Source organism: Streptomyces sp. NPDC007346 (assembly GCF_040703535.1).
GTDB lineage: Bacteria > Actinomycetota > Actinomycetes > Streptomycetales > Streptomycetaceae > Streptomyces.
Map to the genome: position 1 here is coordinate 111,416 of NZ_JBEYKR010000001.1, position 17,640 is coordinate 129,055.

The 17,640-nt window shown below is 72.0% G+C and carries 10 protein-coding genes and 1 pseudogene; 6 read left to right on the forward strand and 5 right to left on the reverse strand.

Annotation, left to right across the window (positions count from 1 at the left end; genetic code table 11):
- Positions 1 to 149: 149 nt before the first annotated feature.
- The 5 genes from AB0917_RS00415 (at position 150) to alc (ending at position 5,147) form a co-directional block, all read left to right on the forward strand.
- Positions 150 to 461 carry a hypothetical protein gene (locus AB0917_RS00415; protein WP_366817193.1) on the forward strand — a complete coding sequence of 104 codons (312 nt, stop codon included), beginning with the start codon at positions 150 to 152 and terminating at the stop codon, positions 459 to 461.
- On the forward strand, positions 462 to 2,600 hold the full coding sequence (gene malQ, locus AB0917_RS00420) for a 4-alpha-glucanotransferase (RefSeq protein ID WP_366817194.1): 2,139 nt from the start codon (positions 462 to 464) through the stop codon (positions 2,598 to 2,600).
- 20 nt (positions 2,601 to 2,620) lie between these two features.
- The gene (locus tag AB0917_RS00425; protein ID WP_366817195.1) at positions 2,621 to 2,851 is read left to right on the forward strand and encodes a hypothetical protein; all 231 of its coding nucleotides are present in this window, start codon (positions 2,621 to 2,623) and stop codon (positions 2,849 to 2,851) included.
- A gap of 134 nt (positions 2,852 to 2,985) precedes the next feature.
- The gene (locus AB0917_RS00430; RefSeq protein ID WP_366817196.1) at positions 2,986 to 3,897 is read left to right on the forward strand and encodes a LysR family transcriptional regulator; all 912 of its coding nucleotides are present in this window, start codon (positions 2,986 to 2,988) and stop codon (positions 3,895 to 3,897) included.
- Positions 3,898 to 3,992: 95 nt separating this feature from the next.
- Positions 3,993 to 5,147 (forward strand): allantoicase, encoded by a 1,155-nt coding sequence (gene alc / locus AB0917_RS00435; RefSeq protein ID WP_366817197.1) that lies wholly within the window; start codon positions 3,993 to 3,995, stop codon positions 5,145 to 5,147.
- Between the two features lie 260 nt (positions 5,148 to 5,407).
- Here the strand turns inward: alc and pepN (AB0917_RS00440) are convergent, their stop codons facing one another.
- Entirely contained in the window at positions 5,408 to 7,984 is a 2,577-nt protein-coding gene (pepN, locus tag AB0917_RS00440; protein ID WP_366817198.1) for an aminopeptidase N, read from the reverse strand.
- Positions 7,985 to 8,147: 163 nt separating this feature from the next.
- Between pepN (AB0917_RS00440) and AB0917_RS00445 the strand changes: the two are divergent.
- Positions 8,148 to 8,549, forward strand: a pseudogene (locus tag AB0917_RS00445) (DUF1203 domain-containing protein); the annotation flags it as partial.
- Positions 8,550 to 8,669: 120 nt separating this feature from the next.
- Here AB0917_RS00445 and AB0917_RS00450 read toward each other — a convergent pair.
- From AB0917_RS00450 to pepN (AB0917_RS00465), 4 genes are all read right to left on the reverse strand, one after another.
- Positions 8,670 to 9,698 (reverse strand): aspartate-semialdehyde dehydrogenase, encoded by a 1,029-nt coding sequence (locus AB0917_RS00450; protein ID WP_366817199.1) that lies wholly within the window; start codon positions 9,696 to 9,698, stop codon positions 8,670 to 8,672.
- 382 nt (positions 9,699 to 10,080) lie between these two features.
- Positions 10,081 to 13,389, reverse strand: a complete 3,309-nt coding sequence (locus AB0917_RS00455; RefSeq protein WP_366817200.1) for a S8 family serine peptidase — start codon at positions 13,387 to 13,389, stop codon at positions 10,081 to 10,083.
- A 231-nt stretch (positions 13,390 to 13,620) separates the two neighbouring features.
- Positions 13,621 to 14,706 (reverse strand): hypothetical protein, encoded by a 1,086-nt coding sequence (locus AB0917_RS00460; RefSeq protein ID WP_366817201.1) that lies wholly within the window; start codon positions 14,704 to 14,706, stop codon positions 13,621 to 13,623.
- Positions 14,707 to 14,915: 209 nt separating this feature from the next.
- On the reverse strand, positions 14,916 to 17,516 hold the full coding sequence (gene pepN / locus AB0917_RS00465; protein WP_366817202.1) for an aminopeptidase N: 2,601 nt from the start codon (positions 17,514 to 17,516) through the stop codon (positions 14,916 to 14,918).
- Positions 17,517 to 17,640 lie beyond the last annotated feature (124 nt).

The window sequence follows — 17,640 nt, forward strand, 5'->3', positions numbered from 1 at the left end:
CGGAATGTGACCCACGGCACGTTCGACTCGTTGTCATGACGCAGGTGTGCGGACGGCCTGGACATAACGCGTATGTCACGTCCAGGTCTGCGCACGCGAGGCCTGGGTAGGCCTGCTGTGTCCTGTTCTCCATGGCCAGGAGGCCAACCATGCCCGCTTCCGCGCAGCTCCTGCTCTCCGCCCTCTCCAAACAGGTACCCGCCCAAGCCGACCCCGCACCCCTCACCAGCGGACTTCCCCTCGCCGAGATCGCCCACCTGATCAGCGGGCCGCCGCTGGCCGACATCTCCCTCCTGCTCGGGGAATCCCCGTATCCCGACGCCGCACCGCTGACCAGCGAGCCGCCGCTCGCCGACGCCACACCCCTCACGAGCGAGCCGCCGCTCGCCGCCGTCGCCCCTCTGACCAGCGAGCCGACCGCACCCGGCACCGCAGGGGGCATGGAGTTCCCTGGAGTCTGAATGGGCTTGTCCCGGCTCGCCGCACTGCACGGTGTCGCCACCTCCTACTCCCCGTCCCCGGATGTCACGGTGTCCGTCCCCGACGACACGGTCATCGCCGTGCTCGCCGCGCTGGGCGTGGACGCCGGCACGCCGCAGGACGTACGGAGGTCACTCGCCGCCGCGGAGTCCCGCTCGCGCCTGCTGCCGCCGACCGTGGTGGTCTGGTCCGGTGAGCCGCTGCCGCCCGCGCTGACCGGGCTGCCGCCCGGCTCGACCGTCACGGTCGGGCCGGAGCCGGCCGGCGGACCACCGGCCCCCGCCACCTCCTGGACGGTGCCGGAGCGCGCCTTTGGCGGGCCGCCCGGGACGCCGCGGCCCGCCCCCGCCGGGTGGACCGAGCCTCCCTTCGGCGTCCACCGCCTCCACGTCCGTACGCCCGACCACCACGAGGCCACCGCCACCCTGGTCGTCGCCCCGCCCCGGGTCCCGCAGCCGCCCGAGCGCACCCACGGCTTCCTGGTCCAGCTCTACTCCCTGCTCTCCGCCCGCTCCTGGGGCATGGGGGACCTCGGGGACCTGGCCGACCTCGCCGCCTGGGCCGGGCGCACCCTCGGCTCCGGGTTCGTCCAGGTCAACCCGTTGCACGCGGCGGTCCCCGGCCACCCCACCGACCCCTCCCCCTACCGCCCCTCCTCGCGCCGCTTCCCCGACCCCGTGCACCTGCACGTCGAGTCGATCCCGGAGTACGGGCAGGTCCGCGACCGGGCCGTCCTGGACGACCTCCGCCAGGACGCCGCCGCCCTCAGCGACACCGTGCTCAACAAGGGCGCCCTGATCGACCGGGACGCCGTCTGGGAGCTCAAGCGGCAGGCGCTGGAGCTCATCGCCGAGGTGGAGCTCACCCCCGGCCGCCGCGCCGCCTACTGCGACTACCTCGCCGAACAGGGGGCGGCCCTGGAGGACCACGCCCTGTGGTGCGCGCTCGCCGAGGTGCACGGGCCGGACTGGCATGGCTGGCCCGAGCCCCTGCGCGACCCCCGCTCCCCGGCGACCGCCCGCGCCCGCTCCGAGCTGCTGGGCCGGGTGGACCTGCACTGCCGTCTCGCCTGGCTCACCGCCACCCAGCTCGCCGACGCCCAGCGGGCCGCCGAGGACGCCGGGATGGAGATCGGGATCGTCCACGACCTGGCCGTCGGCGTGCACCCCGCGGGGGCCGACACCTGGGCCCAGCAGGACGCCTTCGCCCACGGCATGTCCGTCGGCGCGCCCCCGGACGCCTTCAACGCGCGCGGCCAGGACTGGGGCCTGCCGCCCTGGCGTCCCGACGTGCTGGCCGCCACCGGTCACGCCGCCTTCCGGGGCCTGCTGCGTGGCCTGCTGGCCCACGCGGGCGCCCTGCGCATCGACCACGTCATGGGCCTCTTCCGGCTCTGGTGGGTGCCCCAGGGCCGCCCGCCCACCGACGGCACCTACGTCTCGTACGACGCCGAGGCGATGCTCGCCGTCCTCGTCCTGGAGGCCCACCGGGCCGGTTCCGTCGTCGTCGGCGAGGATCTCGGCACGGTCGAACCCGGAGTCCGCGAGGCGCTCGCCCGGCGCGGGGTGCTCGGTACCTCCGTGCTCTGGTTCGAGCGCGACTGGGACGGCGACGGCCGCCCGCTGGCCCCCGGGAAGTGGCGCCGCGACTGCCTCGCCACCGCCACCACCCACGATCTGCCCTCCACCGCCGCCCGGCTGACCGGCGACCATGTGACGCTCCGCCACCGCCTCGGCCTGCTCACCCGCCCCCTGGAGGAGGAGCTCACCGAGGACGTCACCGGCACGGCGGAGTGGCTGGCCCTCCTCGCCCGGCTGCGGATGCTCCCCGAGGGCGACGGCAACGAGGAGGCGGCCGTCCGCGCCGTCCACCGCTTCCTCGGGGCCACCCCCGCCCGGATGGTCGGCGTCTGGCTCCCCGACACGGTGGGCGACCGCCGCCCGCAGAACCTCCCCGGCACCTGGGACCAGTACCCCAACTGGCGGCTGCCCATCGCCGATCCGGAGGGCCACCCCGTCACCCTGGAGGAGATCGCCGCCTCGCCCCGGCTGCACGGCCTGATGGAGGTCCTGCGGCCCGGAAGGGCCCGTACGGCACCCCCGGGCGAGCGTCCCGCCTAGGCGTTCGCTACGTTGGCACCGTGGACAAGAAGAACACTATGCGCGCCGGCGTCGTTGCGGCCGGGACGACGCTGATGATGCTGCTCATGTCGGCCCCGGCACTCGCGCTCACGCGCGACGACGGTGACGACCCGGGTCCGGGCCTCAGCGCGATGGAGACCATCGGTCTCTACGTCATCGCGCCCATCGCCATCTTCCTGGCGATCACGGCCCTGGTCATGGTCCTGGACAAGTCCAAGAAGCAGGTCTGACCCGCACACGTACGCGGGGTGCGCCGCCGGTAGGAGCTACCGCGCGGCGCATCCGCACGTCCGGCGCCGGACGTACGGGACCGGCCGGAGGGCACCGCGTGGGTCCGGCCGCGCGCGGCCGGTAGGTTGCGGCCATGACCGAGTGGGACGTCAAGAAGCTCCGCATCCTGCGCACCCTGCGGGACCGTTCCACGGTGACCGCGACCGCCGAGGCGCTCTCGATGACCCCCTCGGCCGTCTCCCAGCAGCTCACCAACCTGGCCAGGCAGCTCGGCGTGGAGCTCCTGGAGCCGCAGGGCCGCCGGGTCCGCCTCACCGACGCCGCCCACCTCGTCCTGCGCCACGCCGAGGCGGTCTTCGCCCAGCTGGAGCGGGCGGACGCCGAACTGACCGGCTATCTGCGCGGCGAGGCCGGTGAGGTGCGGGTCGGCGCCTTCTCCACCGCCGTGCCCGCCCTCGTCGTCCCCGCCGTGCGGCTGCTGCGCGCCGAGGAGCGCCCGGGGCCCGACGTACGCGTACGGGAGGCCGAGGCGGCCCAGGCGTACGAGCTGCTCACCGCGGGCGAGGTGGACCTGGCCCTGTCGCTGGCCGCCCACGCCCCGACCGCCCGCGATCCCCGCTTCACCCTCTTCCCGCTGCTCGCCGACCCGCTGGACGTGGCGCTCCCGGCCGGCCACCCGCTGGCCGACGCACCCGCGCTGCGCCTCGCCGACCTGGCCGCCGACCGCTGGATCTTCGGCGGCTCGGGCCCCTGGTCCGAGATCACCACGGCCGCCTGCGAGGCGGCGGGCTTCGTCCCCGAGCAGGCCCACAGCGCCGCCGGCTGGACCGCGATCCTCGCCCTGGTGGAGGCGGGCATGGGCGTCGCCCTCGTCCCCCGGATGGCCTCCAGGGAGCAGCGGCCAAAGGGCGTGGCGATGCGGGTCCTGGACGTGGACCAGCCGCGCCGCCATGTGGTGGCGGCGGTCCGGCACGGGGCGGAGAGGGGCCCGGCGGTGGCCCGGGTGCTGTCGGCGCTCACCCGGGTCGCGGAGTCATCCGGCTGAAGAGTGGGTCGGTGCGGCACTCTTCAGCTGAGCTGAACGGTATCTGCGAAAACTTTCGATGGACCTGATGGGTCCGGTGGCGCGAAGGTGGGGGCATGACCTTCGACGCGAGCGGGACCACATTCCAGAACCCCGACACCGACCCCCACGCAAACGACGCCGCGCCCTACGGCGGCGGCGACCCGTACGCCGACTACCGCGAGGCGGGCGACCTCCCCTTCACCGAGCTGGTCGACCTCGCCGACCGCCGGCTCGGCGCGGGTGTGGTCGCCGCCGCCGACGAGTTCTTCGCCGAGCGCGAGAACCTCCTCCTGCGCGAGCGCGCCGTCTTCGACCCCGAGCGCTTCGGCCACAAGGGCAAGATCATGGACGGCTGGGAGACCCGCCGCCGCCGGGGCACGGACGCCGAACACCCCTTCCCGGCCCCCGAGGACCACGACTGGGCGATCGTCCGCCTCGGCGCCCCGGGCATCGTCCGCGGCCTGGTCGTGGACACCGCCCACTTCCGCGGCAACTACCCCCAGCGCGTATCGGTGCAGGCCACCGCCGTCGAAGGCGCCCCGAGCCCCGAGGAGCTGCTCGCCGACGAGGTGAAGTGGGAGGAGATCCTTCCGCCCACCCCCGTACGCGGCCACGCGGCCAACGCCTTCGAGATCACCAGCGACCGCCGCTACACCCACCTCCGCCTCTGCCAGCACCCCGACGGCGGCATAGCCCGCCTCCGCGTCCACGGCGAGGTCGTCCCCGACCCGGCCTGGATCGCCGCGCTCTCCACCGTCGACCTGGTCTCGGTCCTCAACGGCGGCCGTTACGAGGACGCGTCCGACCGCTTCTACTCCTCGCCCACCCAGATCATCCTGCCGGGCACCTCCCGCAAGATGGACGACGGCTGGGAGAACCGCCGCCGCCGGGTCCGCGACACCAACGACTGGGTCCGCTTCCGCCTCGCCGCGCAGGGCGCGGTCCGCGCGGTCGAGATCGACACCGCCTGCCTCAAGGGCAACGCCGCCGGCTGGATCGCCCTCCACGGCCGCGACGGCGAGACCGGCGAGTGGTTCGAGATCATCCCGCGCACCCGCCTCCAGCCCGACACCCTCCACCGCTTCGTGCTGGGCGCCCAGGCCGTCGTCACCCACGTCCGCCTCGACGCCTTCCCCGACGGCGGGGTGGCCCGGATGCGGCTGCACGGGGGCTTCACGGAGTCCGGCACGGCCGAACTCACCCGCCGCTACGAGGAGTCGGGCGCGTAACCCCGTGACTCGGGCCCCTGGCCCGTGACTCGGTCGCGTAACCCGCGACCCGGGCGCGTGACCCGTAACTCGGTCGCGTGCCCTTGTGCCCCGGTAACCCTGCGGCATCACCCTGAGGTGTTCCCCAGTTCCCGCCCGGTGGACGGCTGCGCTCCCGCGCCCGCCCGCCGGGCGGTCTCCACGGAGGAGGGGCGTGCAAGGCGAAGGGGCGCCCCCTCCGCAGCAGCGGAGAGGACGCCCCGGGGCGTCCGCGCACAGGGCTACGCGGTGGCCGCCGCCGCGTCCGCCGCCTGGGCCTTCAGGGCCCGCTCCACGCCCGACCGCGACTCCGACATCAGCCGGCGCAGGGCCGCGCTCGGCTCGGCCGAGGCCAGCCACGCGTCCGTGGCGTCCAGCGTCTCCTGGGAGACCTGGAGCGCCGGGTAGAGGCCCACGATGATCTGCTGGGCCATCTCGTGGCTGCGCGAGTCGGAGACCTCCTTCACCGAGGCGAAGTACTTCTCCGTGTACGGAGCCAGCAGCTCGCGCTGGTCCGACTGGACGAAGCCGCCGATGACCGCCTCCTGGAGGGAGTTGGGCAGATTGCCGGACTCCACGACCGAGGCCCACGCCTGGGCCTTGGCCTCCTCCGAGGGCTGGGCCGCCCGAGCGGAGGCCGCGTGGCGCTCGCCCGCCGCCGTCCTGTCGCGCTCGTACTCGGCGGCGATCTCCTCCTCGTCCAGCAGGCCGACGGCCGCCAGCCGCTGTACGAACGACCAGCGCAGCTCGGTGTCGACGGTCAGGCCCTCGATGGCCTCCGTACCGTCCAGCAGCGACTGGAGCAGGTCCAGCTGCTGCGGGTTGCGGGCCGTCGCCGCGAAGGCGCGGGCCCACGCCAGCTGGTGGTCGCTGCCCGGCTCCGCCGCCCGCAGGTGCGCCAGCGTCGCCTCCGTCCACTGGTTGAGCGCGGCCTCACGGGTCTCGGGGGCCGCGTACAGGTCCAGGGCCAGCTTCACCTGGCGGTGCAGCGACTGCACGACGCCGATGTCCGACTCCTTGCCGATGCCCGAGAGCACCAGCGCGAGGTAGTCCCGGGTCGCCAGCTCGCCGTCGCGCGTCATGTCCCAGGCGGAGGCCCAGCACAGGGCGCGCGGCAGCGACTCGGCGAAGTCGCCCAGGTGCTCGGTGACGACCCGCAGCGACTCCTCGTCCAGGCGGACCTTCGCGTACGAGAGGTCGTCGTCGTTGAGGAGGATGACCGCCGGGCGGGCGGTGCCCTCCGGGAACGGCACGGTGGTGCGCTCGCCCTCGACGTCCAGCTCGATCCGGTCCGTACGGACGAGCTTGCCGTCCGCGTCCAGGTCGTAGGCGCCGATGGCGATCCGGTGCGGGCGCAGCGTCGGCTCGCCCTTGGCTCCGGCGGGCAGCGCCGGGGCCTCCTGGAGGACGGTGAAGGAGGTGATGTGACCGTCGGCGTCGGTCTCGATCTCCGGGCGCAGGATGTTGATGCCGGCCGTCTCCAGCCACGCCTTCGACCAGGTGCTCAGATCGCGGCCGGAGGTCTTCTCCAACGCGCCCAGCAGGTCGGACAGGCGGGTGTTGCCGAACGCGTGCGCCTTGAAGTAGGCCTGCACGCCCTGGAAGAACGCGTCCTTGCCGACGTACGCCACGAGCTGCTTGAGCACCGAGGCGCCCTTGGCGTACGTGATTCCGTCGAAGTTGACGAGGACGTCGTCCAGGTCCCGGATGTCCGCCATGATCGGGTGGGTGGAGGGCAGCTGGTCCTGCCGGTACGCCCAGGTCTTCATGGAGTTGGCGAACGTGGTCCACGAGTGCGGCCACCTGGAACCCTCGGCGTCCGCCTGGCAGGCGATCGAGGTGTAGGTGGCGAACGACTCGTTCAGCCAGAGGTCGTTCCACCACTCCATGGTGACGAGGTCGCCGAACCACATGTGGGCCAGCTCGTGCAGGATGGTCTCGGCCCGCACCTCGTACGCCGCGTCCGTCACCTTGGAGCGGAAGACGTACTGGTCGCGGATGGTGACCGCGCCCGCGTTCTCCATCGCGCCCGCGTTGAACTCCGGGACGAAGAGCTGGTCGTACTTGGCGAACGGGTACGGGTAGTCGAACTTCTCCTGGAACCACGCGAAGCCCTGCCGGGTGACGGCGAAGATGTCCTCCGCGTCCAGGTACTCCGCGAGCGAGGGGCGGCAGTAGATGCCGAGCGGGACGGACTGGCCGTCCTTCTCGTAGCTGCTGTGCACCGAGTGGTACGGGCCGACGATGAGCGCCGTGATGTACGTGGAGATGCGCGGCGTCGGCTCGAACGTCCAGACGTCGTCCTTCGGCTCGGGCGTCGGCGAGTTCGAGATGACCGTCCAGCCGACGGGGGCCTTCACGGTGAACTGGAAGGACGCCTTCAGGTCCGGCTGCTCGAAGGAGGCGAAGACGCGGCGGGCGTCCGGCACCTCGAACTGGGTGTAGAGATAGGCCTGCTCGTCGACCGGGTCGACGAACCGGTGCAGCCCCTCACCGGTGTTGGTGTACGCGCAGTCGGCGACGACCTTCAGCTCGTTGGCGCCCTCGCTCAGCCGCGGCAGCGCGATCCGGGAGTCGCGGAACACGGCGGCGACGTCCAGCGCCTTGCCGTTGAGCACGACCTCGTGGACGGCCGGGGCGACCAGGTCGATGAAGGTCTCCGCACCCGCCTCCGCGGAGTCGAAGCGCACGGTGGTCACGGACCGGTAGGTGCCGCCCTCCTGCGCTCCGGAGAGGTCGAGATCGATCTCGTACGCGTCCACGGTCAGCAGGCGCGCCCGCTCCTGTGCCTCTTCGCGGGTCAGATTCGTGCCAGGCACGCGGTCATCTCCTTGGTGTGCGACTTGGTATGCGGTGTTTTTGGCCATCCTTCCATGGGCGGTGCTCCCGGCGTGCGCCCGGCGGCCCATCCCGGCTCGGCGCTCCCAGCACGATGTCCGAATTCCGCCGGAGGAGTCCGTCCGGCCGGTGCAGGCTCGAAGCATGACCGGCTACGAGCCCCGCGCCACCACCCGATACGACCCCCGCCCCACCACTCGGTACGAGCCCGACGTCACCACTCGGTACGAGCCCCGCGCCGTCACCCCCGCCGCCCTCGCCGAACTCCGCGCCACCGACGACGCGGGGAGCCCCTGCGCCCCGTACACGGAGACGGAAGGCGGCGCCCCCCTCCGCTGCTGCCTGCGCGGCAGCGAGCCGGGGGAGCGCATCGCCCTGGTCTCCTACGCCCCGCTGCGCCGCTGGGCGGCCGGGACCGGGGCGAGCCCGGGGGCGTACGACGAGCAGGGCCCCGTCTTCATCCACGCCGAGGAGTGCGCGGGCCCGGACCCGGCGCGCCGGGGCTACCCGTTCGCACGCCCTGGCGCCCTGCGCACGGTGCGCCGCATCGACAGGGCCCTGCCGTCGCCACCTCGCGCTCCGGCCCCGTGACCACACGAAGGGGCGGCCACCGGTGTTCCCCGGTGGCCGCCCCTTCCGTACGCGTACGCGTATGAGGGTCGCGCGTCAGCCCTTCAGCTCGGCCGCCACCAGCTCCGCGATCTGGACCGCGTTCAGCGCGGCGCCCTTGCGGAGGTTGTCGTTGGAGACGAAGAGCGCGAGGCCGTTGTCCACGGTCTCGTCGACCCGGATGCGGCCCACGAAGGAGGCGTCCTTGCCCGCCGCCTGGAGCGGGGTCGGGATCTCCGAGAGCTCGACGCCCTCGGCGTCCTTCAGGAGCTCGTAGGCGCGCTCGACGCCGATCGGGCGGGCGAAGCGGGCGTTGATCTGGAGCGAGTGGCCGGAGAAGACCGGGACCCGGACGCAGGTGCCGGAGACCTTCAGCTCCGGGATCTCCAGGATCTTGCGGGACTCGTTGCGGAGCTTCTGCTCCTCGTCCGTCTCGAACGAACCGTCGTCCACGATCGAGCCCGCCAGCGGCAGCACGTTGAAGGCGATGGGGCGCTTGTAGACGGCCGGCTCGGGGAAGTCCACGGCCTCGCCGTCGTGGGCCAGCTTCTCGGCCTCGGCGACGACCTTGGACGCCTGGCCGTGCAGCTCGGCGACGCCGGCCACCCCGGAGCCGGAGACGGCCTGGTACGTGGCGACGGTCAGCGCCTGGAGACCGGCCTCGGCGTGCAGCGGGCGCAGCACGGGCATCGCGGCCATCGTGGTGCAGTTCGGGTTGGCGATGATCCCCTTGGGGCGGACGCGGGCCGCGTGCGGGTTGACCTCGGAGACGACGAGGGGGACCTCGGGGTCCTTGCGCCAGGCGGAGGAGTTGTCGATCACCACGGCGCCCTGGCCGGCGACCTTCTCGGCCAGCGCCTTGGAGGTCGCGCCGCCGGCGGAGAACAGCACGATGTCCAGACCGGTGTAGTCGGCCGTGGAGGCGTCCTCGACGGTGACGCCGGAGCCCTTGAAGTCGATCGTGGAGCCCGCGGACCGGGCGGAGGCGAACAGCCGCAGCTCGTCGACCGGGAAGTTCCGGTCGGCCAGGATTCTGAGCATGACTGTGCCGACCTGACCGGTGGCGCCGACGATTCCGACCTTCACTGGGACTCCTCTGTACGTGAGCTGTACGCGTGCGCGGCCCGTTTGCCGCTCCATGATGCGTATGACCGGCCCCGGCTTGTCCAATCCATTGTCCGACCTGCGGACTCATCGCGCGATGACCGCAGATTCTGCATCGGCCGTGTGTGCCAAGGGGAACATCTGCGGCGGCCCGGTCCCGGTGTGACGATGAACACGCGCGGTGGACAGCGCGATGAACACGCGCGGTGGACACACGACAGCGGGGCGGGAGCTCGTGATGAGCGCCCGCCCCGCTGCCGATCAGGATCGATCAGGGTTTCTCAGGACCGATCCCTCGGGTTCCTCAGGACCGATCCGTCGGGTCTCTCAGGACCGGTCCGTCGGATTCCTCAGGAGCGATCCGTTACGGCGTGACCTTCTCGATCACGACGCTGCCGGTGCCCGCGGCGGTGCCGCGCGCGTTGACAAGCTGGACCTCGCCGAAGAACTGCCGGCCCTCGGGAGCCGCACCGGCGACCACGACCTCGGCGGCGGCCTGCGCGGAGGCGCCGTTCGCCAGGTTGTAGGTCTTCGACGCGTCGACCTTCAGGGTGCCGAGCGAGGCCGAGTAGTACACGTCGCGGTAGTCGTACGTGGTCGACCCGGACGGAACCGAGTAGCCCTCGACGATGACCGTGTACGTACCGGCGGCCGGGTTGGCCAGGCTGACCTTCTCCTCCGAGCCGGCGGTGGTGCCGCTGCCGACCTGGGTGGCGCCCCGGAAGACGTACAGGTCGAGGTCGGCGTTGGCGTCCGACGTACCGCCGATGGCGAAGTCGAGCTTCTCGACGCCCGCACCGATGGTGACCGTGGTCTGCCGGGTCTCGCCCGTGGAGATCGACGGCTTGTCCACCTTGGCCGAGCCGAGCGCGCCGCCCTTGAGCTTGCCCTCAAGAGCCGCCGCGCCGTTGGTGACCGTCCAGTTCACCGCGGCCGGAGCACCGATCTTCGCCTCGGCGATGGTCTGCACCGCCGGGTCGAAGGAGGCGCCGAGCAGCGAGACGTCCAGCTTGAACGGGTTGTCCAGCAGCGGCGACGTACGGCGCGCCTCGACCTCGATCTCCCACACGCCGGGGTACGGGTCCTTGTAGGACCGCACGTCCGGGCGGCAGGTGTTGGCCGGGTTCTCGTAGTTCGGGTAGCAGTTGACCGTGGAGGTCGGGTCGACCGGCGTCCCGTACGGGTGCAGGGCGATGAACCGGGTCTGGCTGCCCGAGCGCAGCGCGCTGATGGCGACCTCGAGGGTCTTGGCGCCCTCGGGCACGTTGAAGAAGTACGAGGTGGTGCCGTTGCGCTGCACCGAGCTCGACGACTTGAACGCGTAACCGGGGTGGTTCAGCTCGTGGGCGACGACGACCGTGGACAGGACCTGGTGGTCGATGCCGATGGTCTTGCTGTCGTCCAGCTCCAGGATGGCGCTGTGCACGCCCGCGGTCTTGGCCTTCGCCGTGACCTTCAGCTTCACCGGGACGTCCAGCGGCAGCGAGACGTACTGGGGGCTGCTCAGCTTGAAGGTGCCGTTGTTGTTCTTCCACGACAGCTTGTGCTGGACGTTGCGGTCCGGTCCCGTGGTGCGGGTGACGGTGATCTCGTAGACCTTCGTCTCGCCGACCTTGAGGCCGCCCTCACGGTCGTAGAGGCCGGTGCCGAAGCCCGGGTCCTTGAGCGCGAAGTCGATCGCGGTGTCGACCGGGGCCTTCACCTTGTACTCGTGCGCCGGGTTGCCCTTCTTGGTGATGAGCTTCCAGGCACCGACGATGTCGATCAGACCGGAACCCTGGGCGTGCGCGGGCACGTCCTTGATGTGGGTCGCCGAGCTGGTCAGCGCGACCCGGAGGTCGGCCGGGGGCAGCTCCAGGCCCTTCTGCTTCGCGGCGGAGAGCAGCAGAGCCGCGGCACCGGCGGCCTGCGGCGAGGCCATCGAGGTGCCCTGGAGCATCGAGTAGCCGGCCGGCAGGGAGTAGCCCGCCTCCTTGACCGGACCGCCCTCGGCCCAGGTCTGGGTGGTGTTGATCGCCGCACCCGGAGCCGAGATGGTCGGCGTGAAGCCGCCGTCCTCACGCGGACCGCGCGAGGAGAAGGGGAGCAGGTCGTACTTCTTGGTGACGCTGGAGCCGTAGTTCGCGGCCCACGTCTCCTTGGAGATCGACGCGCCCACCGAGATGACGTGGTCGGCCAGGGCCGGGTCACCGATGGTGTTGAGCCCCGGGCCGCTGTTGCCGGCCGAGATGACGAGCTGGACGCCGTAGATGTCGACGAGGCGCTTGTAGAGCTCGGCGCGGGCGTTGTTGCCGTCGTTCAGCGGCGGCAGGCCACCGATCGACATGTTGACGATGTCGACGCCGCGGTTGACGACGAGGTCGATCATGCCCTCGGTCAGCGCGATGTTGGTGCAGCCGCCGGACCAGGTGCAGGCGCGCGAGGAGACGACCTTGGCGCCGGGCGCCGCGCCGTTCATCTTGCCGCCGAACAGGCCGTTGGCCGCGGTGATGCCCGCGACGTGCGTGCCGTGCGAGCCCTCGATCACGCCGATGTTGACGTAGTCGGACTTGTCACCCGACGCGTTGTAGACCACGTTCTTGCGGGTCTCGACGACGAACGGGATGCGCTCGACGACCTCGGTGCGCGGGTCGTCCTGACCGAAGTAGGCGACCTGGAACTTCTCCTTGTACGGCTTGAGCACCGCGTCGTCGGAGAAGTTGGCGTTGCTGTTCAGGTCGACCCGGACGGTGCCGGTGACCGGGTCGTAGAGCACGCCCCAGACGTCGGTGGTGTCACCGTCGCGGTTGAGGTCGCCCGCCATGTCGCCGCCGGTGGTCGCCGCCTCGGCGAAGGTGGCGAACCGGTAGGTGCCCGCGGGCGCCGAGTAGGTCTGGCCGCCGGCGGTGAACGTCGGACCGGTGACGGTCTGGGACATCCGCAGCCAGGTGCCGTCGCCGTCGTTGACCGGGTCGGTCGCGGTCACCCAGTCGACGATCTTGCGCTCGCCGGTGGTGGTCTTCGCCAGCGCCGGGTGGCCGAGGTCGACACCGGAGTCCAGGACACCGATGGTGATCCCGCGGCCGTCGGCCTTCGGGTTCTTCTGGACGAACTCGACCGCGCCCGTCTCGAAGGACGGGTTGTACGGGTTGGCGGCCGGGGTCTTCTTGCCCGGCGCCGGGTAACTGCCCGTGGCCTTCAGCTGCTTGGCCCCCGCGGCCCGGTCGCCCGAGGGCGTCGGGTCGTCCAGCTTGATCTCCTGCTTGAGATCGATGCCGAGAACGGACTTGAGCTTGGAGGCCGCCTCGATGGTGGCCTCGGCGGTGCTGGTCGGCACCGTCGCCCGTACGTAGCCGAGCTTGTCGTAGGTCTGGCCGAGCACGGAGCCCTTGACGGCGTCCAGCTGCTCGGTGACCTGCTCGGTCGCCCCCGGAGTGGTGGCGATCATCATCGTGATGTTCTTCTCGCCCTTGGCCTCGGCCTTCGCCAGAACTTCGGCGTCGGCCTTGCCGAGCTTGTCGCCCCGGTCGCTCGTGGCGGCCGGCTTGACGGGTGCCGGTGCCGGGTCGTCGGCGGCGAACACCGGCGCGGCGCTGGAGGCCGCGAGGGCGGCAGCCAGGCCGGCAGCGGCCGCGATACGCGCGGCGCGCCTCGCCCCGGGTATGGAGCTGGGGGATTCCTTGGTCATCAGCATCCCTGTAATTGAAAGAGAGAGTCCGGAATTCGGTACCGGATGACCGCTCACCCTGTCGTAAATGACAGGGCTTTGTGGAGAGTTGACGGAGACGAGACAGGTACATGGCATAGATCCGCCACGGGGCACGATGCGTCACGAGGGACGAATGAGGCGAAAGCGCAGGGGGGAATCATAGATTCCGGGCATGTGGTCCGGACCAGTGGCACCGGGCCGCCGCGGGCCCCCGTCTCAACGGGGCAGCACCATCACGTACGCGGCCGGCTCCCGGTCGCCCGCCGCCATCAGCGCCGTGCGCACCACTGTGGCCTGCTGGTCCATCGCCTCGCGCAGCTTCCTCGGGGTGAGGTGGACGACCGTGACCCCCAGCCGCTCCAAGCGGTCCCGCTTGGCGGCGTACGCGGACCACTGGGGGTCCTCCGCGCGCTCCGGACCCCGGTTCACCTCCCACGGCCCTTCGCCCGGCGCACCGAACCGGGGCGCCCGGGTGTCCAGCTCGACGGCGACGGCGAGATCCGGCCAGTACGCGTCCACCTCGCCCAGCTCCGGCCCGCCCGGCAGCCGGAGGCCGACGTTCCACAGCGGTTCGGGCAGTCCGTGCTCGCGCACCATCGCGTACAGCCGCTCCTCCGCGACCGCCCGCCCCTCCGCCAGCAGCGCGTCCACCGCACGCGCCACCGCGGGCCGCCCCAGCAGCTTCGCCGCGCTCAGCTCCCGCACCACGGCGGCCGGTTCACTGTGCCCGGCCCGTACGGCCTCGGTCAGCAGCCGGGCCACGTCCTGTGCCTCGGCCATGCCCGCCACCGTGTCGGCCAGCGCCCGCTCCACCGGGGCGACGGGCACCCCGGCCAGCCGCACCGGAGCGGGCAGCGCGGTCCCCCGCACCACCTCCACGAACCGGGTCGAGCGCAGCCGCCGGGTGCGCGGCACCAGGACGTCGATGCGGTGCAGCGACCCGAGGTCCCCTCCCGTGGCGAAGCCGTACAGCGCGAGCGCCGCCGGCCCGGTCACCATCGCCTCGCCGAACCCCGCGTCCGACGGCTCCGGGGGCGTGCGCCGGGCGGAGGCCGGCGGGCGCCCCGCGTACAACAGGGCGCCGCGCAGCCGCTCCTGGCCGCTGGGCGGGCCCGGGTGCAGCAGGTAGACCCCCGGCAGCAGGTGCTGCCAGCGGCCGCCGGGCAGGCACTGCGCGGACGTCTGCGCGGCGGAGACGCCCCGAGCCCGGAGCTGGGCGGCGGACAGGACGCGGTGCGTCACGTCCTGGAGGTGGTGCAGGGGGCGGGGGAACAGAGGGGAGAGCGGGGTGTTCTGGGTCATGGTCGATGATTTCCCGCCAACGCAGGGTGCCCTAACCCCTGTTACACATCCGTCGACAATCCAGGACAACAACGCCCTAAAGTACGGATGTTCGACAGCCGAAAAGGGGCGTCGCGCCGGAAATGGGAGGGGCGCGTCGGGGCAGGTGTGCGAGCGCCGCTTTCGCGCCGCGCACACACCGACTCCGCGCGCCCCTTGGGCCTGCCCGCCTACGCCCGCGCGTCGCACTCCTGCCCGCGCAGCGCCCGCGCCAGGTCGTCCCGGGCCTCCAGCACCAGCCGGCGCAGCGCCGGAGCGGCCTCCGCGTGGCCGGCGAGCCAGGCGTCGGTCGCCGCGAGGGTCTCGGGGCTGTCCTGGAGAGCGGGGAAGAGCCCCCTCACCACGTGCATGCCGATCTGGATGGACCGCTCCGCCCAGACCCGCTCGATCACCTCGAAGTAGCGGCTCGCGTACGGGGTCAGCAACTCCCGCTGCGAGGGCTGCTCGAACCCCGCGATCGTCGCTTCGACCAGGGCGTTGGAGAGCTTGTCCGACTCCACGACCGCCGCCCACGCCTGCGCCTTGACCGCCTCGGACGGGCGCGAGGCCAGGCACCGCACGTGGTGGCGCTTGCCGGACGCCGTGTCGTCGCGGGCCAGCTCGGCGTCGATCGCCGCCTCGTCCGCCACGCCGTGCGAGGCGAGCGGCGAGAGGAAGGTCCAGCGCAGCTCCTGGTCGATCTCCAGGCCCTCGATCCGGGCCGTACCCTCCAGCAGCCCGCCCAGCAGCTGGAAGTCCGCCTCGGAGCCCGCGACGGCCGCGAAGAAGCGGGCCCACGTCAGCTGGTGCTGGCTGCCCGGCTCGGCCTGCCGCAGCTCGCGCAGCGCGCCCTCGGCCAGCGCCCGGCCGCCCTCCTCGCGCCAGGCGGGGGCGGCGTAGTTCACCAGCGCCGACTGCGCCCAGGCGTGCAGCATCTGGAGGACCCCGATGTCGCTCTCCCGCCCGGCGTGCGCCAGCACCAGCGCGACGAAGTCGCGGGCGGGCAGAGCCGCGTCCCGGGTCAGGTTCCACAGGGCCGACCAGCACAGGGCGCGGGCCAGCGGGTCGGTGATGGAGCCCAGGTGGTCGCGGAGGGTGGCCAGGGACCCCTCGTCGAAGCGGACCTTGCAGTACGTGAGGTCGTCGTCGTTGACCAGGATCAGGTCGGGCCGCTCCGCCCCGGCCAGCTCCTTCACCACCGTGCGCTCCCCGGCCACGTCCACCTCGGCGCGGGCGTAACGCGTCAGCTCACCCTCGGGCGTGAGCCGGTACAGGCCGACGGCGACCCGGTGCGGGCGCAGCTCCGGGTGGGAGGCGGCGGCCTCCTGGACGACGGTCAGCTCGGTGAGCGTCCCGGCCGCGTCGTACGCCGCGACGGGCGTCAGCACGTTGACGCCGGCCGTCTGGAGCCACGAGCGCGACCAGGCCGTCATGTCACGCCCCGAGGTCTCCGCCAGCACCGAAAGAAGGTCACCCAGGCGCGTGTTGCCGTACGCGTGGCTCTTGAAGTAGCGCCGCGCGCCCTCAAGGAAGGCGTCGCGTCCCACGTACGCCACGAGCTGCTTCAGTACGGAGGCGCCCTTGGCGTACGTGATGCCGTCGAAGTTCAGCTTGGCGTCCTCCAGGTCACGGATGTCGGCCGTGATCGGGTGCGTGGAGGGCAGCTGGTCGGCGCGGTAGGCCCACGCCTTGCGGTTGTTGGCGAAGGTGATCCAGCCGTTGGTGAAGCGGGTCGCCTCCACCATCGAGAAGGAGCCCATGAAGTCCGCGAAGGACTCCTTCAGCCACAGGTCGTCCCACCACTCCATGGTGACCAGGTCGCCGAACCACATGTGCGCCATCTCGTGCAGGATGACGTTGGCGCGCCGCTCGTAGGCCGCCGAGGTGACCTTGCCGCGGAAGATGTACTCCTCGCGGAAGGTGACCATGCCCGGGTTCTCCATCGCCCCGAGGTTGTACTCCGGCACGAACGCCTGGTCGTACTTCCCGAAGGGGTACGGGTAGTCGAAGTTGTCGTGGAAGAAGTCCAGGCCCTGCTTGGTGACCAGGAAGACGTCGTCCGCGTCGAAGTGCTTGGCGAGCCCCTTGCGGCACATCGCGCCGAGCGGGATCTCCAGGGTGGTGCCGTCGTCGAACGTACGGCTGTAGTGATCGGTCACGTAGTGGTACGGACCGGCGACGACGGCCGTGATGTACGTGGAGATCGGCTTCGTCTCCGCGAACCGCCACACCCCGCCCTCGTGCGACTCCTCGGCCCCGTTGGACCAGACCCGCCAGCCGGCGGGGGCGGTCACCTGGAAACGGTAGGGGGCCTTCAGGTCGGGCTGTTCGAAGTTGGCGAAGACCCGGCGGGCGTCGGCCGGCTCGTACTGCGTGTAGAGGTAGACCTCGCCGTCCTCCGGGTCGACGAAGCGGTGCATGCCCTCGCCGGTCCTGCTGTACGCGCACCGGGCGTCCACCACGAGGACGTTCTCGCCCTCCAGGAGCCCGTCCAGGGCCACCCGGGCCCCGTCGAAGACGGCGGCGGGGTCGAGGGCCTTCCCGTTCAGCGTCACGGCGTCCACACCGGGCGCGACCAGGTCGGCGAAGGTCGAGGCGTCCGCGACGGCGGAGCGGAACCGGATGGTGGTGAGCGACCGGAACGTCCGCGGACCGGCGTCCCCGTCGCCCCCGTCGGCCCCCTCGGGCTCGCCGACGGCGGAACGCAGGTCGAGCTCGACCTCGTAACCGTCGACGGTCAGCAGCTCGGCCCTCTTCTGGGCCTCGTCGCGGGACAGGTTTTCACCGGGCACGGGCACTCCTTCGTGACGCGCGTCATGTGTCGTGTTCGAACCCATTGATCCTTGCACGCGTCTCCGGTGACCGGTATCCGGTGCTCCCGTACCGCGCGGTCCGGGAATGGGAGGTCCCGCGGAG

Coding starts and splice junctions, on each gene's coding strand:
- AB0917_RS00430 (WP_366817196.1), top strand. CDS start 2,986: ATGACCGAGTGGGACGTCAAGAAGCTCCGCATCCTGCGCACCCTGCGG.
- AB0917_RS00455 (WP_366817200.1), bottom strand. CDS start 13,389: ATGCTGATGACCAAGGAATCCCCCAGCTCCATACCCGGGGCGAGGCGC.
- malQ (WP_366817194.1), top strand. CDS start 462: ATGGGCTTGTCCCGGCTCGCCGCACTGCACGGTGTCGCCACCTCCTAC.
- AB0917_RS00460 (WP_366817201.1), bottom strand. CDS start 14,706: ATGACCCAGAACACCCCGCTCTCCCCTCTGTTCCCCCGCCCCCTGCAC.
- alc (WP_366817197.1), top strand. CDS start 3,993: ATGACCTTCGACGCGAGCGGGACCACATTCCAGAACCCCGACACCGAC.
- AB0917_RS00415 (WP_366817193.1), top strand. CDS start 150: ATGCCCGCTTCCGCGCAGCTCCTGCTCTCCGCCCTCTCCAAACAGGTA.